Genomic DNA, 23,400 nt, shown 5'->3' with positions numbered 1-23,400 from the left:
CTACAGCGTCCCCTCGAACAGGCGGGCGCCGTCCTGGCCCGCGCCGGACGTGCCACTGGCGTCGTAGGTGGCGGCACCGGTGACGGTCCCCGCCAGGGTCTCCTCCGTGGCCTGGGCGGCGGCACGGAGGAACCGGTCGTTCTCGTCGCGCAGGGCGCCGATCTGGGTGGTCAGTTCGACCATCGCGGTGAGGTGCGACGACAGGATCTCGCCCCACGGCCCGTTCGGTGCCGCGGCGACGACGTCGCGCAGGGGAGCGTCGGCGGGGACGCCCCACTCCTCGGCGACCTCGGCGCTCTGTGCGGCGCGTTCGAGACCGGTGCTGCGGAGCCGGTCGAGGACCTGCTCGACCTCGCGGCTGGCGTGCGACACCCAGCGGGAGCGGCCCGCGGTGAGCAGGAGCTGCTCCTCCTCGAGCTTGAAGGTGAGCAGTTCGAGCAGCTCGCGTTCGCGCCAGAGCACGGCGGACAGGTCGTTCACGCTCATCAGCTCCTCCCAGGTGGTGGTTCGTCGGGGTGGCCCCCGGTCCGTCATCCTGCGGACACCGGGACCTATCGACTCGGTGACCGCGACCGTAAGCCCCGGCGGCCGAGTGCCGTCACCCGTACTCGTCGACGCTGTGACCCGATGACCCCCGTCGGGGGACAAGAACGAGCGTTCCCGACCCCGGGTCCCCCCAAATGCCGACCGGAAACGGGGCCTGACACCCCCGCACTGGGGACGGTTGTGCACCTGTTCAGCGCATTGCCAGCCGATACATTCAGAACGCACCCCGGGGGACACCCGGAACCGCTCGGGAACGATGCGGGGTGCACCGCTCGGAGGGACCCGGGCGGGTCTTCGGCGTACGCACCGGCCATCCGAGGCCGGCGTCCGTCGCGCCCACGGACGGGTGAGCCGACACACGTCAGGTCGACCAGGGGAACAGCATGGACCGCACCGAACGCAACGCGATGATCGTGGAGCACCTCCCGCTCGTGGGCTACATCGTGGCCGACGTCCGCTCCCGGGCGACGCACCTGGACCGCGACGACCTCGCCGCCGTCGGGTCCCTCGCACTCGTCGCAGCCGCCGAGGCCTTCGATCCCACCCTCGGCGTGCCGTTCGGCGCCTACGCCCGCACCCGGATCGCCGGCGCGCTGGCGGACGACATGCGCTCGGCCGACTGGGCGTCCCGCGGCACCCGGAAGCGGATCCGCGAGACCCTCGCCACGCAGGAAGCCCTGTCCGCGCGCCTCGGCCGGAGCGTCGGTACGCAGGAGATCGCCGATGCCATGGGCGTCGACAAGCAGACCGCCGTCGACGCCATGAGCGACGCCGCCCGGACCGTCGCGCCGCTCGACGAGACCGTGCACGACCTCGTCGCCGCGGACCTGCCGCTCCCCGGGGACGACCTGCTCGAGACCGAGAAGCGCCGGTACCTCCGCGCCGCGGTCGAGGCCCTGCCGGAGCGGATGCGCTTCATCGTCGAGGCCGTCTACTTCGGCGACCGCTCGGTCACCGACGTCGCCGCCGAACTCGGCATCACGCACTCGGCCGTCTCACAGCAGCGCTCCGAGGCGATGCGCCTGCTCCACGACGGTCTCGCCGCCCACTACGGCGACGGCACGACCGTCGAGCCCGCGAGCCGCACCACCGCGGCCCGCCGCAGCGCCTACCTCGCCCGTGTCGCCACGAACGCCGCCGCCGGTGTCGCCCGTGCGGTGCACGACGCCGCAGCAGGACCGGCCGTCGCGGCGAGTTGAGACGTCGGCGGAAACTTCTCCGCCGATCCCCTAACGACTCCCGGCAACCGGTCGAGAGTCATCCATGTCAGCCCACGGACGGGCCGACGCACGACCCACATTCACGGAGGAAACCACCATGGGTATGTCCATCAACACCAACCTCTCGGCGCTCAACACGTACCGGAACCTGAACTCGACGCAGAACGACCTGTCGAAGTCCCTCGAGAAGCTCTCGAGCGGCCTCCGCATCAACCGTGCTGCCGACGACGCGTCCGGTCTGACGATCTCCGAGGGGCTGAAGTCCCAGGTCGGTGGCCTCACGGTCGCCGCCCGCAACGCGCAGGACGGCATCTCCGTCGTGCAGACCGCTGAAGGTGGCCTCACCGAGACCCACTCGATCCTCCAGCGCATGCGCGACCTGGCCGTCCAGGCCGGCAACGACTCGAACAACGCGGACTCCCGCACGGCGATCACCACCGAGGTCGGCGAGCTCACCAAGGAGCTCACCCGCATCTCGGCGTCGACCAACTTCAACGGCATCAACCTGCTCGACGGCTCCGCCGGAACCGCAGGCGTCCTGAAGTTCCAGGTCGGCGCGAACGGCGACGCGGCGAGCCAGATCGACGTGGACCTGTCGAAGTCGAACGTGGAGTCCGTGTCGACCGCGGTCGGCGCGCTCACCTTCGACTCGGCGACGAACGCTCAGGCTGCCATCACCGCGATCGACGAGCAGATCAAGTACGTCTCCGCCGCCCGTTCGAGCATCGGTGCAGTCCAGAACCGCTTCGACCACGCCATCAACGTGACGAACGTGGCCAAGGAGAACCTCACCGCTGCCTCCTCGCGCATCACCGACGTCGACATGGCGGAGGAGATGGTCAAGTACACGCGCGACAACATCCTCAGCCAGGCCGGCACCTCGATGCTCGCGCAGGCGAACCAGAGCACCCAGGGCGTGCTCTCGCTCCTGCGCTAGCCATCACGTGGTCCGCCCTCCGGGCCCCTTCGGGCGCGGAGGGCGAACCTCGCCGTCCTGACCACCTCCACGACGCCAGGGAGTGTCGACGATGTCCTCGTCCGTGTCATCGAGCACCAGCCTCGCGATCGACGGTCTGGTCAGCGGTCTCAAGACGACCGACCTCATCAACTCGCTGATGAGCGTCGAGGGGGTCCCGCAGACCCTGCTCAAGAACAAGCTCACCACCACCAACTCGTTCATCTCGTCACTGCAGACGCTCAACGGGTTGATCCAGGGGCTCGCCACGAAGGCCGCGGACGCCGCGAAGGCCTCGTCGCTCGACCTCTTCGCCGCGACGAGCACCGCGCCGAGCGTCACCGCCGTCACCGGTACCGGGGCGACCGCGGGCTCCATCAGCTTCACCGTCGGTTCGACGGCCTCGGCCCAGGTCGGTGTGACCGCCGCGATGTCGACGTGGTCGACCGGTGCGCAGCCGATCACGATCGTCGGCACGGACGGGAAGTCCACCACCGTGACGCCGGCGTCCGGTTCACTCGACGACGCCGTGTCCGCCCTGAACAAGTCCGGTGCGGGCGTCACCGCGACGAAGGTCTCCGCCGGCACCGACGCCGACGGCACCAAGCTCTACCGCCTGCAGCTCACGTCCGCCACGACCGGGACCGCTGGCGGCTTCCAGGTGTACCGGGGCGGCGCCGACGACGTGGCAGCGGGCACCGCGACGAACGTCCTCACCGAGACCGGCGCCGCCGTCGTCACCGCGGCGACCGACGCCAGCGTCACCCTCTGGGCCGGCACCGCCGCCGCGCAGACGGTCACGAGCGCCACGAACACCTTCACCGGGCTCGTCCCCGGGGTCGACGTCACCGTCTCGAAGGCCACCACCGAGCCCGTCACCGTGACGGTCGCGCAGGACACCACCAAGGCCCAGTCCGTGGCCTCCGGGCTCGTCGACGCGATGAACGCGATCGCGGCCTACTACAAGACGAACACCGCGGTGTCGAGCTCGACCAGCGCGACGTCCGGCACCACGACGACGAAGGCCGGCGTCCTGCTCGGCGACGGTGCGTCCCGCGACGCCGTGCAGCGGCTCACGAGCACGATGTCCGCCCCGGTCGACGGCAAGTCCCCGTCGACGATCGGCATCGTGATCACGAAGGACGGCACGTTCACCTTCGACCCCGAGGTCTTCCAGAAGGCCCTCGCCACCGACCCGAAGGCCACCCAGGCGATGCTCTCCGGGGTCGCCGCGAACGTCGGCGCCGCGGCCACCGCCGCCTCCGACAAGTACGACGGCTCGGTCACCACGTCCATCACCGGGCAGCAGGCCGTCGCGAAGGACCTCACCACCCAGATCGACAGCTGGACCGACCGGCTGGCGATGCGCCGGGCCTCGCTGCAGACCCTCTACTCATCCCTCGAGACCAGCCTCAGCAAGCTCCAGTCGCAGTCGAGCTGGCTCGCCAGCCAGCTCGCATCGACGTCGAGCTGACGGGAACGACCATGACCTTCGACTTCCAGGCAGCCGCCTTCCGCCAGGCCGCCCAGCCGCGCACCGTCACCGACCAGCGTCGTGCCCAGTACACGAACGAGGCCGTGCTGTCGGCGACGCCGGCCCAGCTCGTGACGATGCTCTACGACCGGCTGCTGCTCGACCTGCACCGTGCCGAGGCCGCGCAGGTCGCCGCCGACTGGGAGGCGGCCCGCGAGCAGCTCCTGCACGCCCAGGCGATCGTCGGCGAGCTCTCGAGCACCCTCCGGATCGACGTCTGGGACGGCGGCGAGGGCCTGCTCGCCGTCTACAACTACGCCTCCACCTCGCTCATCACGGCGAACGTGCACCGCGACGTGCAGGCCACCCGCGACTGCATCCGGATCCTCGAACCGCTGCGGCAGTCGTGGCACGAGGCAGCCGCGTCGCTGCCCGCGACGCCCGCCACGCAGCAGCCGACCGGGGGAGCCCTCGGTGTCGCCTGAGCCGTCCGCAGAGCTGTCGCCTGAGCCGTCCGACGGACGAGCCGCATGGGAGGCCCTGCTCACGTCCCTGGAGCACGACGCCGCCGGGCAGGCGGCCGACTCCACGGCCGTGGCCGGGTGGTCGGAGCCGGCCGGGCTGGGACCGCTGCCGCGTGACCTGGTGGGACGGGCCTCCCGGCTGCTCGCCGCGCAGCGGGACCGCATGACCGTGCTCGAGGCGGACCGCCGCTCGACGCTGGAGCACCTCGGTGCCCTGCGCGCCGTCGACGCCACGCGCGAGCCCCGCGGCTCCGTGTACCTCGACGCTTCCGCCTGACCCGCGCCCCCGCACCAGTTCTGCGACAGAGCACCCGTCGATCGACGGGTGCTCTGTCGCATCTCGGGTGCTCCGCCGCCCACAGCCCGCACCGCCCCCCGTTCGGGGCGACGCCTAACGCGGCGGACGACGGGCTCCGATAGCGCCACACGAGCACGGATCGCTCACCAGTTCGGCCAGGGATCGGCCACCACCGCACGGCGACGTCGCACCGACGACGCCTGACGAGGGGACCCCCGTGTTCGATTCCGTGACGAGCGTCGCGCTGCAGAGCGCACTCGACGGCCTGTCGATGCGCCAGAAGGTGATCGCGAACAACATCGCGAACATCAACACGACGAACTACCACGCCGAGAAGGTGCAGTTCGAGGACGCCCTGGCGAAGTCGATCGTGGACGGCGACGGCGCCACCACGCCGACGATGGCGCGCAGCCTCGAGCCGACGAACACGAACGGCAACAACGTCAACCTCGACGAGGAGACGCTGTCGAACATCGACACCGTGCTGCGGTACCAGTTCGCCACGCAGGCGATGAACTCCGAGCTCACCAGCGTCCGTGCGGCGATGCGGACGAACTCGTGACGACCTTCGACGCGATCGGCATCGCGAGCACCGGCCTGACCGTGCACCGGAAGTGGCTCGACGCCGTCTCGGACAACATCGCGAACGCGAACACCGTGAAGTCCATGGACGACACCGCGTTCCAGGCACGGTACGTCGAGGTGCAGGAGGGTGCCGGCGTCTCCGGCGCCTACGTCAAGGGCGCCGCGTTCGGCAGCGCCGCCGGCCGGGTGACCTACGACCCGGACAACCCGCTCGCGAACGAGGAGGGCTACGTCCGCATGCCCGACATCGACCTCGGCACGCAGATGGCGGACCTCATCATGGCCCAGCGCGGCTACCAGGCGAACGCCGCCGTGGTCGACCGTGCCAAGACCGCCTACGAGGCGGCACTGCAGATCGGGAAGAACTGATGCCCATCGACGCCGTGAACGGTGTGACCACCAACGCGATGACGAACGCCCTGACGAGTGTGTCGGGGACGTCCAGCGACAGCACGAACGCGACCGGTGCCGCCGGGGCGACGACCGACGGCAGCGGGTTCGCCGCGAGCCTCGGCAACGCCGTCGACGGGCTGCAGTCGCTGCAGAGCGACTCGAAGACCCTCGCGCTCAAGGCCGTGACCGGCAACCTCGACGACATCCACGACGCCACGATCGCCGCCACCCGCGCGCAGGTCACGCTCGAGCTCGTCTCCGCCGTCCGCAACAAGGGCGTCGACGCCTTCAACGAGATCATGAGGATGCAGGCCTGATGCCCGTCGCCGTCAAGAACGTCTTCGCGCGCCTCAGCGCCTACGTGAAGGGCTTCTCCGCCGCCCAGCGCACCATCGCGATCCTGGCGATCGCGGCGCTCGTGCTCGGCGGGATCGCCCTCGCGTCCTGGCTCGGCAAGGCGTCCTACGCCCCGCTCTTCACCGGGCTCGCCGCGGCCGACGCGAGCTCCATCACGGACCAGCTGCAGACCGACGGTGTGCCGTTCCAGCTCACCGACGGCGGCGCGACGATCCTCGTGCCGCAGGCGCAGGTGTACTCGGAGCGGCTCAAGGCGGCGTCGAACGGTCTGCCGTCGTCGAACGAGGGCGGCTACTCGCTGCTCGACAAGATGGGCGTGACGAGCTCGGAGTTCCAGCAGGACGTCACCTACAAGCGCGCGATGGAGGGCGAACTCGCCAAGACCATCGGTGCGATGGACGGCGTGCAGACCGCCACCGTGCAGCTCGCGATCCCGGAGAAGTCGGTGTTCGTCTCCGAGGAGAAGGACCCGACCGCATCGGTGTTCATCGCGACCGAGAACGGCACGCAGCTCAGCACCGACCAGGTGCAGGCCATCGTGCACCTGACGAGCGCCTCGGTCGAGGGCATGCAGCCCACCGACGTCTCGGTCGTCGACGCGAAGGGCCAGACCCTGTCCGCCGTCGGCACCGGTGCGACCGGGAGCGGCGCGGACCAGGCCGCCGACTACGACGCGGCGACGAGCAAGAAGATCCAGGACCTGCTCGACACCACGCTCGGCGTCGGCAACGCGACCGTCGTGGTCTCCGGGACGATGAACCAGGAGTCCGGCACCCGGACGTCCGAGAGCTACACGTCTCCCACGTCGGGCCCGGTTGCGCTGAACGAGTCGAGCACCACCGAGGAGTACGGCGCCGGCTCCGGCGCGGGGAGCGGCGCGACGGGGGTCCTCGGTCCGGACAACATCGCCGTCCCGAACGGCACCGCGACGAGCGGCACCGGCGACGACGGGTACAAGAACGAATCGGCGACGAAGAACAACGCCGTCGACCACACCACGGAGACCACGCAGATCCCCTCGGGCGGGCTCGACCGGCAGACCATCTCGGTCGCGCTGAACTCGAAGGCCGACGCCGTGCAGAACGCGAACCTGCAGAGCATCAACGACCTGGTTTCCGCCGCCGCCGGGGTCGACCAGAACCGTGGCGACCAGGTCAAGGTCGCGATGATGGACTTCGACACGAGCGCTTCCGACCAGGCCGCCAAGGCCCTGGAAGCCCAGCAGAAGGCCGACCAGCAGGAAGCACTGTGGTCGTCGATCCGCACCGCCGGCATCGTGATCGGCATCGTCCTCGCCGTCATCGCGATCATGTTCTTCGTCGCCCGCCGCAACCGGAAGCAGGAGCGCGAGGCCGTCGACCTCGGCGAGCTCGACGCCTTCGCCGGTGAGACGTTCCAGCTGCCCCTCGCGATGGACGGCGTCGACGACCGGGCCACGCTCGGTGCCGGTGACGCCCCGACCGCCGTGCTGTCGGCGATGCCCGCCGGCGACGCCCCCACCGAGGTGCTGACGACCGAGGAGATCACCGCCGAGCGCCGCCGTCAGGACATCTCCGCCCTGGCCGAGCGTGACCCGAAGCGCACCGCCGAGCTCCTGCGCGGGCTCCTGGACGACCGGGCACCGGTGTGAGCGCGCTCATGCCGAGCCCCGGCGGCGGCTCCGGTCCGAGCGACCGTGCGCTGACCGGTGCGCAGAAGGTCGCGCTCATCCTCATGCAGATGGAGACCGACCGCGCCGCCGAGGTGATGAAGCAGTTCACCGAGATGGAGGCCGAGGAGATCTCCGCCGAGATCGTCCGGATGCGCCGCGTCGAGGACACCGTCGTCGACCAGACGCTGTCGGAGTTCCACCGGATCACGATGAGCGGCCGCCTGCAGAAGCGCGGCGGCAAGGAGACCGCCCTCGGGCTGCTCGAGGCGTCGTTCGGTGCCGAGCGGGCCGCCGGCGTGATGGACCGTCTGGCCTCGAACCTCGCCGGCCAGTCGTTCGACTTCCTCGACGACGCCGAACCCGGCCAGGTCATCTCCCTGCTCGAGGGCGAGCTGCCGCAGACGATCGCCCTCGTGCTCGCCCACCTGGGCCCCGGGCAGGCCAGTGCCGTGCTCGCCGGGATCGACGAGCGTGTCCGCACCGACGTCGCCCAGGCCTTCGCCACCATGGGCAGCGCGACCCCCGAGGCCGTCGGCATCGTCGCCGGTGTGCTGCGCCAGCGCGCCGGGGCCGTCGTGTCGCCGCGCGAGAGCGTCGAGGTCGTCGGTGGCATCGCGCCCCTGGTCGACATCATCAACCGCTCGGACGTCGCGACCGAGAAGGCCGTGCTCGAGGGACTCGAAGCCCGCGACCCGGAGCTCGCCGAGGACATCCGCTCCCGCATGCTCACCTTCGAGGACATCGTGAAGCTCGAGTCCCGCGACATCCAGCAGGTGCTGCGCGGCATCGACTCGAAGATCCTCGCGACCGCCATGAAGGGCGCAGCCGGACCCGTCGTCGAGACCATCCGCGCGAACGTGTCCGAGCGCAACCGCGAACTGCTCGACGACGAACTGCAGGCCATGGGCCCGGTCCGCGTCTCGCAGGTCGAGGAAGCCCGTGCCGAGGTCGTCCGCTCCGTGCGCGAGCTCGAGGCCCAGGGCGTCGTCACCGTGCACCGCGCCGAGGAGGACGAGCTCGTTGACTGACACCGTCGTGCACCGCGTCGCCTTCCCGGTGCTCGCCGACCCCGCCGGACGCGAGCGCGCGTCGAGCGCGGACGTCCGCGGGCACGCGGCCGGCTACACCGCCGGCCTGCGGGCCGCGCAGGCCGAGACCGAAGCCCTGCGTGCCCGGCTCGAGGCCGAGCACGCCTCGCGGATCACCGCGCTGCAGGCCGACACGGCCCGCCGGATCGCGGTCCTCGACGCCGCCACGAACGCCATGCTGTCCACGGTCGCACCCGTCCTGGGGGACGCCGAGGCGTCGGTCGCGAGTGCGGCAGTCGACCTGGCCGAGGCGATCGTCGGCAACGTGGTCCGCGCCTCCAGGCCCGCACACGACGCGACCGTCGCCGACGGTCCTGATGGACAGGGCAGCCTGGAGGCCCGGATCGCGTCCGGCGCGGAGGCCACCGTCCGTCGGGCGCTCGCGTCCGTCGACCGCACGGTCCCGGTGGCCGTCCGGCTGAGCCCGGCGGACGCCGCGCGCGTCTCCCGCCTCGACCTGCCGGTGCCGGTCGTCGCCGACGGCGCCCTGCGCGACGGCGACGCCGTCGTCGACCTGCCGGACGGCATGCTCGACGCGCGCATCGCCACGGCGCTCGACCGCGCCCGCACCGCCCTCGGTGTCGACGCGACGGGAGCCGACCGGTGACCGCCACGCTGCTCCGTCCGCGCGGCCTCGACGAGGCGCTGCTGCGGGCCGCGCCCCAGCGGGTCGGTGTCGTCACGAGCGCCGTCGGCCTGGGGCTGACGATCGCCGGGCTCGACGCCCGCGTCGGCGAGGTCGTCACGGTCGGCGCCGAGGACGGCGAGCAGACCGCGGTCGAGGTCGTCGCCACCGATGCCTCGGGCGTCCGCTGCATGCCGCTCGGCCGCCTGACCGGCGTGACCGCGGGCACCCCGGCGCGTCCGACCGGCCGCCCGGTGCTCGTGCCGACCGGATCCGGTCTGTTCGGCCGCGTGCTCGACGGACTCGGCCGACCGATCGACGACCGCGGGCCGCTCGGGGGCCCCGGCGGCGGACCGGTCACCTGGGTCCCGCTCGACCACGACACCCCGAGCGCGATGGCCCGGACCCGCATCGACACGCCGATGCAGCTCGGCGTCCGCGTGCTCGACACCCTGACCACCGTCGGCCGCGGGCAGCGCATGGGCCTGTTCGCCGGGTCCGGTGTGGGCAAGTCGTCGCTGCTGTCGATGATCGCGCGTGGGAGCGACGCGGCCGTCAACGTCATCGCCCTGGTGGGGGAGCGCGGCCGCGAGGTGCGCGAGTTCCTGGAGGACGACCTGGGACCCGAGGGGCTCGCCCGCTCGATCGTCGTGGTGTCGACCTCCGACGAGCCGGCGCTCATGCGCCTGCGCGCCGCGTTCGTGGCCACCCGCATCGCGGAGTCGTTCCGCGATGCCGGGCAGGACGTCGTGCTCATGATGGACTCGCTCACCCGCGTCGCGATGGCGCAGCGCGAGATCGGGCTGTCGGTCGGAGAGCCCCCGGCCACCCGGGGCTACCCGCCGTCGACGTTCTCGGTGCTCGCCGGACTGCTCGAGCGCGCCGGGACCGACCGGGTCGGCAGCATCACGGGCATGTACACCGTGCTGGTCGACGGCGACGACCACAACGAGCCGATCGCCGACGCGGCCCGCAGCATCCTGGACGGCCACGTCGTGCTCGACCGCAAGCTCGCGATCACCGGGCACTTCCCGTCGGTCGACGCCCTCGGCTCGGTGTCCCGCGTCGCCTCGAAGGTCACCCGACCCGAGCAGCGTGCTGCCGCCACCGTGCTGCGGAAGGTGATGGCCGCCCGAGCCGGGGCCCAGGACCTGCTCGACGTCGGTGCGTACCAGCGCGGGTCGAACCCGCTCGTGGACGCCGCCGTGGACCACCAGGGACCGATCGACGCGTTCCTGCGTCAGGGCATGGACGAGCGGGCCACGGCTGATGCGTCCTGGCAGCGCCTCGGCGGCCTCGTGCAGCAGCTGGGGGTGTCGTGATGGCCCGCCGTTTCCCGCTCGCCGGGCTCCTGCGCCTGCGCCACACCGAACAGGACCGTGCCGCCGCCACACTGGCCACCGCGAACGAGCGCGTCCGTGACGCTGCCGACGCCCGGATCGCCGCACGCCGCAGCCTCGCCGACAGCGAGGACGCCCAGCCGATCCAGGACGCCGCCACCCTGAGCGCGGTCGCCGCAGCCCGTGCCGCGACCCGCGGGATGCTCGAGGAGCTCGACGCCGTGGTGCAGAACCGCCGTGCCGACGCCGACCGGGCGCAGCAGGACTACACCGCCGCGCGTCGCGCCGCCGTCGGCCTCGAGAAGCTCGAGGGCAAGCACACCGAGCAGCAGGCGGCCGAGGAACTCCGGACCGAACAGAACGCCCTCGACGAGATCGCGGCACGACGCCGCACGGAAGGTGGTGCCCGATGAGCGTCGAAGCGGTGCTCTCCCGGATCTCGGAGATCCGGTCCCAGATCGACACGCTGCGCGGCGGGACGGCCACGGCTGCCCCGAGCGCCTCCGCCACCAGCGGTGCCGCGGGATCGTCGGCCTTCGCCGATGCCCTCGCCACCGCCGACGGCACGACCGGCGCCGCGAGCGCTGCCGGTGCGACCGCCGCAGCGACCCCGACGGCCACCCGTGCCCCGGCGACCTCGGTCGACGCCGGTGCCGGCACCCTCGCCACCGGCAGCGGTGCGACCGGCGCCGACGTGGTGGCCGACGCGAAGAAGTACCTCGGCGTGCCGTACGTGTTCGGCGGGGAGACGACCGCGGGCATGGACTGCTCGGGCCTGGTGCAGACGGTCTTCAAGGACCTCGGGGTCACGATGCCCCGGGTCGTGCCGGACCAGGCGAAGATGGGCGTCGAGGTCGGCTCCCTGAAGGACGCGCAGCCCGGCGACCTGATCATCCCGAAGGGCGAGGGCCACGTCGTCATCTACGTCGGCGACGGCAAGGTGCTGCACGCCCCGCGCCCCGGCAAGGACGTCCGGATCGTCGACAACTGGTACTCCGACGCCGACATCGCGACCATCCGCCGGATCGTCCCCGCCCAGGCGGCCCCGGCTGCCGTCACCGCGCCGACCGCCTCGGCTGCGCGTTCCGCGACCGACCTGCAGACCGCCGCGCTGCTGTCCATGATGCAGTCCGGGAGCGCCGCATGAGCCTGACCATCGCCACCCAGCCGTCCGTGCCCACCACACCGGGCTCCACCCGGGGTGCATCGTCCGACCCCGCGGCTGCCGGGTCCTTCGGTGTGGCACTGACCGCCGCCGTCGCGACCGAGCGGCGAGCCGGCGACGGTGCTGCCGGGCGGGACGACGTCGACGGCCGCACGGCGGACGGGTCGGCTGCGACGCCGGGCACCGCCGTTACGCCGTCTACGTCTGCGGCCACGTCCGCGTCGGACCAGGCGGTGCCGAGCGACGCAGCGCCCGTCGACGCGCAGGCGCTGCTCGCCGCCGGACTCGTGGCCGTGGCCGCACCGATCGCTCCGGCCAGCCTCGCCGCCGAGACCTCCGCCGACGGCCAACACGCCGTCGTGGCCGCAGGGGTGACCGCCGGAACGACCACGACCACGACCACGACACCGCCGTCGGTGGAGGGGGACGCCTCGACGCCGGTCCCGTCGACCCCGGCGCCGACCACCGCCTCCGCCACGGCGGCCCCGCAGCAGACACCGGCATCAGGCGGGGCGCCGCAGAACGTTGCCGGAGCGACGACGGGCACGGCGACCACCGCCACGACGACGCCCGCCGCGCCGCCCGCCGGCACCGCGTCTCCGGCCGCCGCGACGATCGTCGCGGGCGCCACCCCCACGACGACCGCTGCGTCGACGACCGCAGCCGCGACCGCCCCGGCGACCGCCGCCCCGACGGCCGCTGCCGCGATCGCGGCCCCCGCCGCCACCCGCACCGCCGACGGCGACAGCGCCACCGTGACCCCTGCTCAGGCGCCGGTCGTGGCTGCCGCCGCCCCGGCAGCCGCCACCGGCTCCCGAGCCGGCCACGGGACGGAGCAGCAGGCGTCGACGCCGGGTGATCCGGGCCTCCCGGCCGTCGCCCCCAGCCGCGGTGGCGAGACGCCGTTCGTCATGTCGACGACGCCGACCGCCGCGCCCGCCGCGGCGACCGCGCCGGCCCCGGCACCGCTCGCCCAGCAGCTGGCGCGACCGGTGTTCTCGCTCGCACAGGCCGGCCCCGGCGAGCACGTCGTCACCGTGCAGGTCGTGCCGGACAGCCTCGGCCCGGTCACGGTCCGCGCGCACGTCACCGCGCACGGCATGCACGTCGAGCTGTTCGCCGCGTCGGACGCCGGCCGCGAGGCCGTCCGCCAGGTCCTGCCGGACCTGCGGCGGGATGCGGCCGGCACCGGTGTGAGCACCACGCTCGACCTGTCGTCGCAGAACCAGCCGCAGGACGCGCCGGGTCGCGACGAGCGCCCGGCTGCACGTGCGCTGCCTGGCGACCCCGGTCTGGAGGCGCGGGTCACCCCGCGCACGCAGCCCACCGCCCACACGCCCTCCATCCGCACCGCGGGACTCGACGTCCTCGCCTGATCCGGCTCACGAACAGGAACGCACCATGCCCATCGACGGCATCACCGGCAGCGTCGACCCGACCGCGCAGGCCGCGGCCCTCGCCGCGAACTCCACCGCCCAGAAGTCCCAGACGATGGACTCCGAGGTCTTCATGAAGCTGCTCGTCACGCAGCTGCGCAACCAGGACCCGTCCTCGCCGATGGACACCAACCAGATGATCGGCCAGCAGACGCAGCTCGCGATGATGGAGCAGATCACCAACCAGACCACGACGGGGAACGAGAACTTCTCGCTCCAGATGCGCATCGCCGCAGCGAACCTCGTCGGCAAGCAGGTCAGCTACAACGACGCCGACTCGGGCAAGTCCGTCACCGGGACCGCCTCGGCCGTGTCGTACGCGAACAGCGTCCCCACGGTCACCGTGAACGGGAAGGAGGTCGCTCTCGACGTGATCTCCGGCATCACCACCACCGCTCCGGCGTCCTGACGCCCGCTCGTTCCTTCCTCGTACTCCCTCGTACTTCCTCGCTCTTCCTGCCTCTCCGAAAGGACGCACCATGCTCCGCTCGCTCTACTCCGGGATCTCCGGCCTCCGCTCCCACCAGCAGATGCTCGACGTCACCGGCAACAACATCGCCAACGTGAACACCGTCGGCTTCAAGTCGTCGACCACCGTGTTCCAGGACACCCTGTCGCAGATGACCCAGGGCGCCGGCGGACCGCAGACCGGCATCGGCGGCACGAACCCGGCCCAGATCGGCCTCGGCGTGCAGGTCGCCGGCGTCTCCACGAACTTCTCGCAGGGCTCGGCGCAGGCCACCGGCAAGGCGACCGACCTGATGATCTCGGGCGACGGCTTCTTCGTCACCCGCCTGGGCAACGACACCGTCTACACCCGTGCCGGTGCGTTCGACTTCGACGCGAACGGCCGCCTGGTCACCGCCGACGGCAAGATCGTGCAGGGCTACCCGGCCACGAACGGCGTCGTCAACGAGAACGGACAGCTGTCCGACATCACGCTGCCGCTCGAAGCAGCGGCCCCGGCGGTCCGCACCACCGCCGCCACCGTCGCCGGCAACCTGCCGTCCGAGACCGCCGTCGGCCAGACCATCACCCGCGAGGCCACCGTGTACGACGCCTCGGGTGCCAAGCACACGATGTCCCTCGCCTACACGCGCACCGCCGACGGCTGGGACGTCACCGGGCGCAACGGCCAGGGCACCACGGCGACGACCTCGCTGACCTTCGGCACAGACGGCAAGCTGACCGCCGGCGGCACCCTCGCCGTCGGGGGCATCCGGGTCGACATGGGCGACCTGACCGGGTTCGCCTCGCTCAACACCGCGGCGATCGGCTCGCAGAACGGCCGGGAGGCCGGCGCGCTGCAGGGCTACTCGATCTCGAAGGACGGCACCGTCACCGGCACGTTCTCGAACGGTGCGTCGCTCGCGCTCGGTCGCATCGCCCTCGCCACGTTCGCCAACCCGGCCGGCCTCGAGAAGACCGGGGCGTCGGGCTACCGCGCCACGGCGAACTCGGGCGGGGCGACGGTCGGCGGCCCCGGCTCGGCGGGCGTCGGTTCGCTCGCGGCGGGGACGCTCGAGATGTCGAACGTCGACCTGTCGCAGGAGTTCACGAACCTGATCGTCGCGCAGCGCGGGTTCCAGGCGAACGCCCGCATCATCACCACCTCGGACGAGGTGCTGCAGGAGCTCACGAACCTGAAGCGCTAGGCGCGGGCGCTCGCGTCGCGGGCGCTGCGCTCGCGTCGCGGGCGCTGCGCTCGCGTCGCGGGCGCTGCGCTCGCGTCTCGCGTCGCGTCGCGGGCGTTTGGTGAGCAGGAACGGTCGGGTACTGAAGGGGGACTCGACCGTTCCTGCTCACCATCGTTCGTGGTGCAGGGAGTTCGGCGACCGTTCGTGACGAAAGGGTGCGTCGCCACGTCTCATCGGTGCGATGCGCGAGAACCACGACACCGACCCCCAGTCCGACCACCGATGCTGCAGCGTCTTCGACCGCTGGCGGTGTGATCGACCACGCGGCCACGACGGCGTGCACGAGTCGCGTGCTCGCGGCGGCCGCACGAGCTGGAACGACGCGCTGACCGGGCGGGGGCTCTCGGACGTCTGAGCCCGAGCGCTGTCCGAGGGCGTGACGTGTCGTCCGGATCGCTGGCGGTCTGGGCGCGGCTCGATGTATGGTCAGCGCATGCTGACCATTGCCTCGCGGTACGACGTGCTGAACCGTCTCGGGCGGGCGCTCTCCGACCCCACGCGTGCGCGGATCCTGCTCCGGCTGCTCGACGCACCCGGCTACCCAGCGCGGCTCGCCGAGGAACTCGAGCTGACGCGGACGAACGTGTCGAACCACCTGGCGTGCCTGCGCGGCTGCGGGATCGTCGTCGCCGTCCCCGAGGGCCGTCGGACCCGCTACGAGATCGCGGACCGCAACCTCACCCGCGCGCTCGAGTCCCTGGTCGACGTGGTGCTGGCGGTGGACGTCGCCGACGACGACGGATGCGAGGTGGAGCGGTGACCACGGCTGCGGTGTCGCTCGCACCGGCTCGTGTCGGCGTGCTCCGGCGACGGATCAGGTGGATCGTCGCGGCGACCATCGCCTACAACGTGATCGAGGCCGCCGTGGCGATCGCCGCTGGTTCGGTTGCCTCGTCCACCGCGTTGATCGGCTTCGGGCTCGACTCGATCGTCGAGGTCCTGTCGGCAGCGGCCGTCGCGTGGCAGTTCGCCGGGCGCGACCCGGAGGCCCGGGAACGAACGGCACTGCGGGTGATCGCGGTCTCGTTCTTCGGGCTCGCCGTCGTGGTCAGTGTCGATGCCGTCCTGACCTTCACGGGTGTCCGGTCGCCGGAGCACAGTCCGGTCGGCATCGTCCTGGCCGCGGTGAGCCTGGCCGTCATGCCGTTCCTGAGCCTCCTCGAACGGCGGACCGGACGCGAACTCGGTTCGGCGTCGGCGATCGCCGACTCGAAGCAGACGCTGATCTGCAGCTACCTGTCGGCGGCGGTGCTGCTCGGCCTGCTGGCGAACAGCCTGTTCGGCTGGTGGTGGGCCGATCCGCTCGCAGGACTCGTCGTGGTCGTGTTCGCCGTGCGCGAGGGACTTGAAGCCTGGCGCGGCGACGCGTGCAAGCAGCCGGTGTCGGCGCTGACGGGGGAGCGCGAGGGCGACGGCTGCGACTGCTGCTGAACGAACTCTGCCCGCGGCCGGCGGTTCAGTCGGCTTCGGTCTCGCGGACGTGGCTGACCGCGTCACCGACGATGTGCGCGATGTGCTCGTCGTGCAGCGAGTAGACGGCGTTCCGCCCGATGCGCTCGACCTGCACGATGCCCGCGAGCCGCAGCGTGCGGAGGTGCTGGGACACCAGGGGCTGCGACAGCTCGGTCGCGTCGGCGAGGGAGCCGACGTCGGAAGGCTGGGAGATCAAGGCCGACAGGATCCGGAGTCGGGCGGGCGAGGACAGCGCCTTGAAGAGTTCGGCTGCTGCTTCGATCCCGTCTGACATGGACTCATGTAAGCGCACGCGCATACGTGCATGCAACACGACGGCCCCGGCGCGGTGCGTCGGGGCCGTCGTGCAGGTCCGTCGATCGGTGCTGATCACGGGCCTGCGCTGATCAGGGGATCAGTGCTCGTCGTAGTGGTCGCCGTGCTGGGCGTGCTTGTGGCCGTCGTGGACGAAGTCCACGTGGTCCTCGTGCTGGACCGTCTCGTGGCCGCAGCCGTCCTGGTGGGTGTGCTCGGCGACGGTGTGCTCTGCGCTGTTCTCGTGCTCGGCCATGGTGACCTCCTGCTGATCGTCGGTTGGGATGCCCTCAGCGTAGATCACATATGCAGAAGTAGCAATACATTTATAGATGAGAACGGATGTCAGCCCGGGAACCGCTGGGTTCCCGCGACGGCCGACGTCGGCAGCGCGTCCCCGGGGATCGCGACTCCGGCGGTGAGTGCCGACGTCCACTCCGCGGTCGGTGCGACCGCGGCGAGGTTCGACTGCAACAACGCCATCAGCGTGCGGTGCACCGTCTCGGCGGACACGGCCCCGCCGGCGTTGACGATGTTGATCGCGCCGGTCGCGTCGGACAGCACCTCGACCGAGACGCCGAGCGCCTCCGCCTCGGCTGCCGAGGCGATGATGCAGTTGTTCGTCATGAAGCCGACCAGGGTGACCGTGTCGATCGACCGCTCCTGCAACCAGGCGAGCAGGTCCGTGTGGGCGAAGACGGAGCTGAACTGCTTCGTGATCTGATGCCACTGGGGCGTCCGTCGTCGCTCGATCTCGGGGTGCAGGGCGAACGCCTCCGTCGTCGGGTTGAACACCGGCGCAGCGTCACCGGCGGTGTGCTGGACGACGACGATCGGCGTGCCGGCAGCCGTCGCGGCGTCGATCGCGGTCGTGATCTGCGCGAGCGCGTCGCGGACGGGCGGGAACCGGACCTCGAGTGGACCGCTGAAGTACTCCAGCTGGATGTCGACGAGGACGAGGGCGCGCTGGGGATCGGACACGGGAGCTCCTTGGGTCGGTGGGCGTACTCGACGATCCTCGTCCGTCGATGCGCTCGGTGCGATTGGCACGCGTGCGTCGGTACGATGGATCCAGGCCAAACCGGAGGAGTCCCGCGTGCGGATCGCCATCTACGCCTTCGACGGCATCACGATGTTCCACCTGTCGGTCCCGCAGATGGTGTTCGACGAGGTCACCCGGCTCGGGCTCGCCGACTGGGAGACCGTCGTCTTCTCCGACCGGCGCGGTTCGGTCCGGACCGCCGAGGGGCTGACGCTCGGTCCCGTGCAGGGGCTCGACGCCACGGCGGACGCCGACCTGGTCGTGGTGCCGTCCTGGACCGACGACGGCACCCGACTGCCGGCACCGACGGAACGGGCGGTCGTCGACGCGCACGCGCGGGGATCGGTCGTGGTCGGTCTGTGCCTCGGGTCGATCGCGGTCGCCGGTGCCGGGCTCCTCGCGGGACGCAGCGCCGTCACGCACTGGCGCGAGGTCGACCGGCTCGCCGCCGCACACCCCGACGTCACCGTGGACGCCGACGTGCTCTACGTCGACCACGGTGACGTGCTGACCTCGGCGGGCACGGCGTCCGGGCTGGACGCGTGCCTGCACGTTGTGCGGACGCGGCTCGGCGCCGAGGCAGCGAACCGGGTCGCGCGGAGCCTGGTCGTCGCGCCGCACCGCGAAGGCGGGCAGGCCCAGTACATCGAGCGGCCGGTCGTGCAGCATCGGGGCGACGACCCGGTGGCGACGGCATCAGCCTGGGCGGTGGAGCACCTGGACGAGGAGCTCGGCGTCGACCGACTCGCTGCGGCGGCCCACATGAGCCGCCGCAGCTTCGTCCGGGCCTTCAAGGCGTCGACCGGCACCACGCCGGCGGCCTGGGTACGGAGTCGCCGTCTGGACGAGGCCCGTCGGCTGCTCGAGACCACCGACCTGCCCGTCGACCGGATCGCCGCAGCGTGCGGGTTCGGCAACCCGGTCACGCTGCGGCAGAACTTCGCCGTGGCGTTCGGCAGCACACCCTCGAGCTACCGCCGAAGGTTCGACGCGAGGCCCTGACCGGCCGATCCGCGGTCTCAGCGCGGCGCCGTGGGCGAAACCGGGGCGGCCGTCGACCGCCAGTGTGTCGGTCGATCGACACCACGGGGCAGCGCCGTGGTGCCGTCTCCGCGCGCCGCGTTCACCTGCGCCTGTGTGAGGAACACCGCCGTGGACAGGTCGGCTCCGTCGACCCGTGCATCCCGGAGGTCCGCGCCGAGCAGGTCGACACCGGACAGGTCGACACCGCGCAGGTCTGCCGCGATCAGCGTGGCTCCCCGCAGGTCGGCCCCGCGCAGCGACCGTGCGCCGAGGTCGCGCCCGGCGAGGTCCGCCCCCGGTCGCAACAGGCCGTCCGGAGCGTCGTCCGCACCGGCGTTGTACCGGCCTCGGACCTCGGCGCTCACCTCGATCAGGACGTCGCGTACTCGAGCGTGCAGCGGCTCGACGTCCAGCGCGAGGAGCGTCGGCCGACCGGCGTCGAGGCTTCGGCGGATCTCCTGCGCGAGGAAGGCAGCGTCGTCCGACGAGTCCGGGGTCACCGCACGGTCCTGTGCCTCGGCGAGGTGCCAGAGCATCTCGTGCAACCTGCGGACGATCGGGAACACCCGGAACATCTCCGCGCGGGAGTCAGGGTGGTCATGCCAACTGACCCCGTCGTAGAGGGTCTGGGACACGTACTGGCCAGCACCGGAGCAGTCGAAGACGGTGCAGCCCCGGAACCCTCGCGGCCGCAGCGCCTCGTGGATGGAGCAGGAGAAGTCGTCAGCGAGGTTGCCGCAAGGGGTGCCGGCGGGTTTGTCGATCGGGAAGTCGGCGGAGCGCTGGAACCCGAAGGCGGTGCAGCAGAGCGCGAAGCAGTTGCCGCAGTCCGCGCGCAGGGCGGACCGGTCGGTGGTCGTCATGGAGTGGTCTTCCTCTGGTGGTCTGGATGGTGTGCCGCGGGCGGGGGAACTCCTGGTGGAGTTCCCCGTCCGGGCGCACGAGACCACCCCCGCGCGTCGGCGGGGCGAGCCGGTGGTGCTGGGTGACCGGTGGGTCACCGAGAGAGACGGAGGACCACTGCGGCCAGGCTAGCGTTCCCGCTGCGACGGGAGCCGGAAACGGGCATACCTGATCGGAACGACCGACCGGGTACGCCCGATTCGACCAGGTGTGCCCGGGGCCGCCCTACGACGACGTGGGCGGTGACGCTACCGATTCGATGCCGTCCAGCCGCGCCTCTTCCGCGTCGTACCCGGCGCGCACCTGACGCAGCACCAGGTCGTCGATCTCGTCGGCGTCCCGCAGGCGCAACAGGGTGTTCGCCTTGTGCTGGACGAGTGCGAGCTCGAGGGCGACCGCGTTGTCGTGCCGCTGCAGCGCGGGGTGGTCGTCGTCGTCCCCTTCGCGGGCCTCGATCACGTCGAGGTGCGCCTCGTACTCCTTCCGCAGGCGATCGACGGTGGCACGATCGGCTCCGGTCGCCCGTGCGAGACGGGGGAGTGCATCGAGCGCCTCCTCGATGGCGGTGCGTTCGGCGTAGCGACGTTCCTCGCTGACGGACTCGTCCTCGGGCAGCGCGGCGCGACGCAGGACGGCCGGCAGCACGAGGGCCTGCCCGACGATCGTGACGATGACCACGCCGGCAGTGACGAAGACGATGAGGTCCCGCTCGGGGAAGTCACCGCCGGACTCGAGGGTGCGCGGCACGGCGACGGCCATGGCGAGCGACACCGCGCCCCGGAACCCGGCGAACCCGCTGACGAGCCGGTCGCGGTGCCCCTCGCGGGGTTCTCCACCGGTGCGTCGGGTGACGAGCCAGATGGTCCCGCCCGCGGCGTTGAGGAACGCGAACCGCACGATGACGAGCAGCACCGCGACCGCGAAGACGATCCCGGTCCCGCGCAGCAGGTCGGCGGGGTCGAGTGCGCGTGCGGCGACCATCGCCTCGATGCCGACCAGGACGAAGAGTGCGCCGTTGAGCAGGAAGGTCAGGAACGACCAGAACGCGCGCACCTGCTGGCGGGTCTCGGCACGGTCGAGCTTGGGACCGACCTGGCTGACGACGATGCCGGCCGCCACGACGGCCAGCACGCCGGAGGCACCGATGGCCTCGGCGGCCAGGAAGGCTGCGAAGGGCACGAGCAGGGTGACGAGGTTCTCGAGCACGACGGTGTCGACGCGCCGCAGCACCATCGTCCCGATCCAGGCGGCGGCGAGCCCGGCGGCGACCCCGCCGATGTAGGACAGGACGAGCATGCCGGACACGCCCCAGAACGTGAGTTCCTGCGTGCCGACGGTGACGGCCACCGCGATGCCGTAGACGACGAGGGTGGTGCCGTCGTTCACCAGGCTCTCGGCGCGGAGCACGGTGACGTTCCGCCGGGGCAGCATCTTCGTGAGCACGCCGACCGCGGTCGCGTCGGTCGGGGCGACCGCGGCGCCGAGCACCCAGGCCGGTCCCCACGGCATCCCGAGCAGGTGCAGCAGGACGGCGACGGCACCGGCGGTCACCACGACGAGCAGGGTGCCCATCAGGACGATGCCGCGCAGGTTCTTCCGGATCTCGCGGAGCGACGTCGTCAGGCTCTCCCAGTAGAGCAGCGCCGGCAGGAACAGCAGCAGCACGGCCTCGGCGGGGAGCTCGACGTCCGCGAACTCCGGCACGAGCCCGAGCAGCGCGCCGAAGACCAGGAGCAGCACGGGTGGTGCGATCCGGATTCGGTCGGCCACGGCCGCCGTCAGTGCGATGGCGAGGCCGAGCACGACCACCAGTTCCGGTCCCAGCACGTGCACTCCGATCGTCGTCCGACCCGCCAGTCAACGCCGATCCACGGTGGATCCTTCCAGAACAGCCGGACGACGCGCCGCACACAGCCGGACGACGCGCCGCGCACAGCCGAACGACGCGCCGCACCACAGCGCACGACGCGTCACGAGCCGCCGCTCACACCGCCCGCGGCCGCCGCACCACCCGCCGCCACCACGCGCGCCACGGCAGGGAGCTCACCAGCGCTGAACCGATCACGACGGTCCCGAACCACCCCACGACGACGCCCGGGATCGGCACGAGCAGACTCGCCCACAGCAGCACCGACAGCACCCCGAGGACGTACGCCGCCCCGGCCTTCAGGTACCGCAGCCGCTTGAGCCCCGCAGCCTGGTCGACCCGCGAGGTCAGGCGGGCCAGGAACACCGCGCCCACCCCGATCGCCCCGATGGCGACCGCGGCCTGCTCGAGCGCCCCGAGCCCGTCCGACCCGAGCGGCCCGGACCCCGACAGGCTGTACACGCCGTCGAGGATCTCGAACAGCATGAACACGACGAGCCCCCGCTCGAACACGACCGTCGACGCGTACAGGTGGATGCGCCAGGCTCCCCGGCCCACGCCGATCGACGCCGTGTCCGACCCGCCGCCGGGGCCACTGCGAAGCGCCCACGCCGCGGTCCGCTTCGACACGAGGTACGCGGCGATGCCGGCCACCCCACCGAGCGCGACCGGCAACAGCGCACCGGCGGCCCAGCCGGAACGCGACCCGACGAGCACGGAGGTCACGACGACCCCCGTCGCAGCGGTGACCAGCGACCAGACGCGGGGGCGCGCGACGGAGGCGAGTCGCGCCTCCAGGCTGCCCAGCCACGACCTGCGGGACGCGCGGTCGGTGTTGAACAAGTACTCGGCGAAGACCTGCCAGATGAACGCGGCGCCGAAGGCGGCGAGGGCCGGACGCACCTCGGCCAGGTGCGCGGAGAACGAGCCGGGCGCGAAGACGGCTTCCTCCACCGAGCTCGCCGGGTCGGTCGCGTCACCGACCGCGACGGCGGCCGGCGGCAGGAGCAGGCGCATCGCGAGCACGCCCGCGACGATCCCGAGCGACAGGAACAGCCGCCGGGCGGGGGAGTGCAGCCGGCCGGCGATGCCGGCCATCGGCACGGACGAGTCCGCGGCCATCGCGATCTCGAGGAACGCGAGGGCGACGAAGGCGAGCGCTGCGGCGGGGCCGAGCACCAGCCAGGCCGCCGCGGCGGCCGCGACGGTGATGAGCAGGGGGACGGTCAGGAGTGATCTCGTGGCCATCTGCCCATCCAGCACGGTCGGGCTGGGCGGCGCATGGAGCGCTCCTGGGCATCGGCCTGGAGGCCCGTGGGGACCCCGCAGAACGGGTGACGGCCCGTCCCCACTTGCGGGGACGGGCCGTCGGGGGAAACGCAAAACACCGGTGTTCGCGTGCTGAACCGCGGTCTGCGCGTGTTCAACCGGCGAACACCGGTGT

The 23,400-nt window shown here is 71.9% G+C and carries 28 protein-coding genes; 21 read left to right on the top strand and 7 right to left on the bottom strand.

The features are described 5' to 3' along the window. Positions 1-486, bottom strand: coding sequence for a flagellar protein FlgN (locus DEJ04_RS02510; protein ID WP_071403931.1), 486 nt, complete (start codon positions 484-486; stop codon positions 1-3). A gap of 443 nt (positions 487-929) precedes the next feature. On the opposite strand from DEJ04_RS02510, the gene DEJ04_RS02505 reads away from it, so the two are divergent. From DEJ04_RS02505 to DEJ04_RS02415, 20 genes are all read left to right on the top strand, one after another. Further along, complete coding sequence (locus tag DEJ04_RS02505; protein ID WP_111046141.1) at positions 930-1,745, top strand: sigma-70 family RNA polymerase sigma factor; 816 nt, start codon at positions 930-932, stop codon at positions 1,743-1,745. 118 nt (positions 1,746-1,863) lie between these two features. Beyond that, entirely contained in the window at positions 1,864-2,703 is an 840-nt protein-coding gene (locus DEJ04_RS02500) for a flagellin (protein ID WP_181437708.1), read from the top strand. Between the two features lie 103 nt (positions 2,704-2,806). Then, positions 2,807-4,195 carry a flagellar filament capping protein FliD gene (gene fliD, locus DEJ04_RS02495; RefSeq protein WP_258371283.1) on the top strand — a complete coding sequence of 463 codons (1,389 nt, stop codon included), beginning with the start codon at positions 2,807-2,809 and terminating at the stop codon, positions 4,193-4,195. Between the two features lie 11 nt (positions 4,196-4,206). After that, entirely contained in the window at positions 4,207-4,680 is a 474-nt protein-coding gene (fliS, locus tag DEJ04_RS02490; protein WP_084740422.1) for a flagellar export chaperone FliS, read from the top strand. Beyond that, the gene (locus tag DEJ04_RS02485) at positions 4,670-4,996 is read left to right on the top strand and encodes a hypothetical protein (RefSeq protein ID WP_071403928.1); all 327 of its coding nucleotides are present in this window, start codon (positions 4,670-4,672) and stop codon (positions 4,994-4,996) included. The genes fliS and DEJ04_RS02485 overlap by 11 nt, the downstream gene beginning before the upstream one ends. 238 nt (positions 4,997-5,234) lie before the next feature. Next, complete coding sequence (locus tag DEJ04_RS02480) at positions 5,235-5,579, top strand: flagellar basal body protein (RefSeq protein WP_017886135.1); 345 nt, start codon at positions 5,235-5,237, stop codon at positions 5,577-5,579. Next, a complete protein-coding gene (locus tag DEJ04_RS02475) occupies positions 5,576-5,971 on the top strand; it encodes a flagellar basal body rod protein FlgC (RefSeq protein WP_017886136.1) in 396 nt (131 codons plus the stop codon). The genes DEJ04_RS02480 and DEJ04_RS02475 overlap by 4 nt, the downstream gene beginning before the upstream one ends. Continuing rightward, positions 5,971-6,312 (top strand): flagellar hook-basal body complex protein FliE, encoded by a 342-nt coding sequence (gene fliE, locus DEJ04_RS02470; protein WP_027465513.1) that lies wholly within the window; start codon positions 5,971-5,973, stop codon positions 6,310-6,312. Before DEJ04_RS02475 ends, fliE begins: the two co-directional genes overlap by 1 nt. Next, complete coding sequence (fliF, locus tag DEJ04_RS02465) at positions 6,312-7,982, top strand: flagellar basal-body MS-ring/collar protein FliF (protein ID WP_111046139.1); 1,671 nt, start codon at positions 6,312-6,314, stop codon at positions 7,980-7,982. The genes fliE and fliF overlap by 1 nt, the downstream gene beginning before the upstream one ends. Further along, positions 7,979-9,031 (top strand): flagellar motor switch protein FliG, encoded by a 1,053-nt coding sequence (fliG, locus tag DEJ04_RS02460; RefSeq protein WP_244993480.1) that lies wholly within the window; start codon positions 7,979-7,981, stop codon positions 9,029-9,031. Before fliF ends, fliG begins: the two co-directional genes overlap by 4 nt. Further along, positions 9,024-9,698, top strand: a complete 675-nt coding sequence (locus DEJ04_RS02455) for a hypothetical protein (RefSeq protein WP_111046138.1) — start codon at positions 9,024-9,026, stop codon at positions 9,696-9,698. The genes fliG and DEJ04_RS02455 overlap by 8 nt, the downstream gene beginning before the upstream one ends. After that, on the top strand, positions 9,695-11,038 hold the full coding sequence (locus DEJ04_RS02450; protein ID WP_111046137.1) for a FliI/YscN family ATPase: 1,344 nt from the start codon (positions 9,695-9,697) through the stop codon (positions 11,036-11,038). The genes DEJ04_RS02455 and DEJ04_RS02450 overlap by 4 nt, the downstream gene beginning before the upstream one ends. Further along, the gene (locus DEJ04_RS02445) at positions 11,038-11,469 is read left to right on the top strand and encodes a flagellar FliJ family protein (protein ID WP_071403924.1); all 432 of its coding nucleotides are present in this window, start codon (positions 11,038-11,040) and stop codon (positions 11,467-11,469) included. The genes DEJ04_RS02450 and DEJ04_RS02445 overlap by 1 nt, the downstream gene beginning before the upstream one ends. Beyond that, positions 11,466-12,203: a C40 family peptidase gene (locus tag DEJ04_RS02440; RefSeq protein WP_111046136.1), complete on the top strand. Its 738-nt coding sequence runs from the start codon at positions 11,466-11,468 to the stop codon at positions 12,201-12,203. Before DEJ04_RS02445 ends, DEJ04_RS02440 begins: the two co-directional genes overlap by 4 nt. Next, a complete protein-coding gene (locus DEJ04_RS18325; protein WP_111046135.1) occupies positions 12,200-13,597 on the top strand; it encodes a flagellar hook-length control protein FliK in 1,398 nt (465 codons plus the stop codon). Before DEJ04_RS02440 ends, DEJ04_RS18325 begins: the two co-directional genes overlap by 4 nt. 25 nt (positions 13,598-13,622) lie before the next feature. Beyond that, positions 13,623-14,066, top strand: coding sequence for a flagellar hook assembly protein FlgD (locus tag DEJ04_RS02430; RefSeq protein WP_111046134.1), 444 nt, complete (start codon positions 13,623-13,625; stop codon positions 14,064-14,066). Between the two features lie 70 nt (positions 14,067-14,136). After that, positions 14,137-15,312 carry a flagellar hook protein FlgE gene (locus DEJ04_RS02425; RefSeq protein WP_110863826.1) on the top strand — a complete coding sequence of 392 codons (1,176 nt, stop codon included), beginning with the start codon at positions 14,137-14,139 and terminating at the stop codon, positions 15,310-15,312. Between the two features lie 223 nt (positions 15,313-15,535). Continuing rightward, a complete protein-coding gene (locus DEJ04_RS18320; RefSeq protein ID WP_181437707.1) occupies positions 15,536-15,709 on the top strand; it encodes a hypothetical protein in 174 nt (57 codons plus the stop codon). Positions 15,710-15,787: 78 nt separating this feature from the next. Then, a complete protein-coding gene (locus DEJ04_RS02420) occupies positions 15,788-16,114 on the top strand; it encodes a helix-turn-helix transcriptional regulator (RefSeq protein ID WP_111046133.1) in 327 nt (108 codons plus the stop codon). Then, on the top strand, positions 16,096-16,785 hold the full coding sequence (locus DEJ04_RS02415) for a cation diffusion facilitator family transporter (protein WP_111046132.1): 690 nt from the start codon (positions 16,096-16,098) through the stop codon (positions 16,783-16,785). The genes DEJ04_RS02420 and DEJ04_RS02415 overlap by 19 nt, the downstream gene beginning before the upstream one ends. Positions 16,786-16,810: 25 nt before the next feature. Here the strand turns inward: DEJ04_RS02415 and DEJ04_RS02410 are convergent, their stop codons facing one another. The 3 genes from DEJ04_RS02410 to DEJ04_RS02400 form a co-directional block, all read right to left on the bottom strand. Next, entirely contained in the window at positions 16,811-17,101 is a 291-nt protein-coding gene (locus tag DEJ04_RS02410) for a helix-turn-helix transcriptional regulator (protein ID WP_111046131.1), read from the bottom strand. Positions 17,102-17,221: 120 nt separating this feature from the next. Continuing rightward, entirely contained in the window at positions 17,222-17,377 is a 156-nt protein-coding gene (locus DEJ04_RS02405; RefSeq protein WP_017887460.1) for a hypothetical protein, read from the bottom strand. Positions 17,378-17,466: 89 nt separating this feature from the next. Continuing rightward, a complete protein-coding gene (locus DEJ04_RS02400) occupies positions 17,467-18,102 on the bottom strand; it encodes an isochorismatase family protein (protein ID WP_111046130.1) in 636 nt (211 codons plus the stop codon). 115 nt (positions 18,103-18,217) lie between these two features. Here DEJ04_RS02400 and DEJ04_RS02395 point away from each other — a divergent pair, with 115 nt between their 5' ends. Then, on the top strand, positions 18,218-19,165 hold the full coding sequence (locus tag DEJ04_RS02395) for a GlxA family transcriptional regulator (protein ID WP_111046129.1): 948 nt from the start codon (positions 18,218-18,220) through the stop codon (positions 19,163-19,165). A gap of 17 nt (positions 19,166-19,182) precedes the next feature. Here the strand turns inward: DEJ04_RS02395 and DEJ04_RS02390 are convergent, their stop codons facing one another. From DEJ04_RS02390 to DEJ04_RS02380, 3 genes are all read right to left on the bottom strand, one after another. After that, positions 19,183-20,049: a pentapeptide repeat-containing protein gene (locus DEJ04_RS02390; RefSeq protein WP_111046128.1), complete on the bottom strand. Its 867-nt coding sequence runs from the start codon at positions 20,047-20,049 to the stop codon at positions 19,183-19,185. Positions 20,050-20,314: 265 nt separating this feature from the next. Further along, on the bottom strand, positions 20,315-21,916 hold the full coding sequence (locus tag DEJ04_RS02385; RefSeq protein WP_111046166.1) for a Na+/H+ antiporter: 1,602 nt from the start codon (positions 21,914-21,916) through the stop codon (positions 20,315-20,317). Positions 21,917-22,073: 157 nt separating this feature from the next. Continuing rightward, a complete protein-coding gene (locus tag DEJ04_RS02380; protein WP_111022843.1) occupies positions 22,074-23,204 on the bottom strand; it encodes a DUF475 domain-containing protein in 1,131 nt (376 codons plus the stop codon). Between the last annotated feature and the right edge of the window lie 196 nt (positions 23,205-23,400).

This window comes from Curtobacterium sp. MCLR17_044 (genome assembly GCF_003234435.1).
Taxonomy (GTDB): domain Bacteria; phylum Actinomycetota; class Actinomycetes; order Actinomycetales; family Microbacteriaceae; genus Curtobacterium; species Curtobacterium flaccumfaciens.
This window is presented reverse-complemented; position numbering and strand designations above follow the sequence as displayed.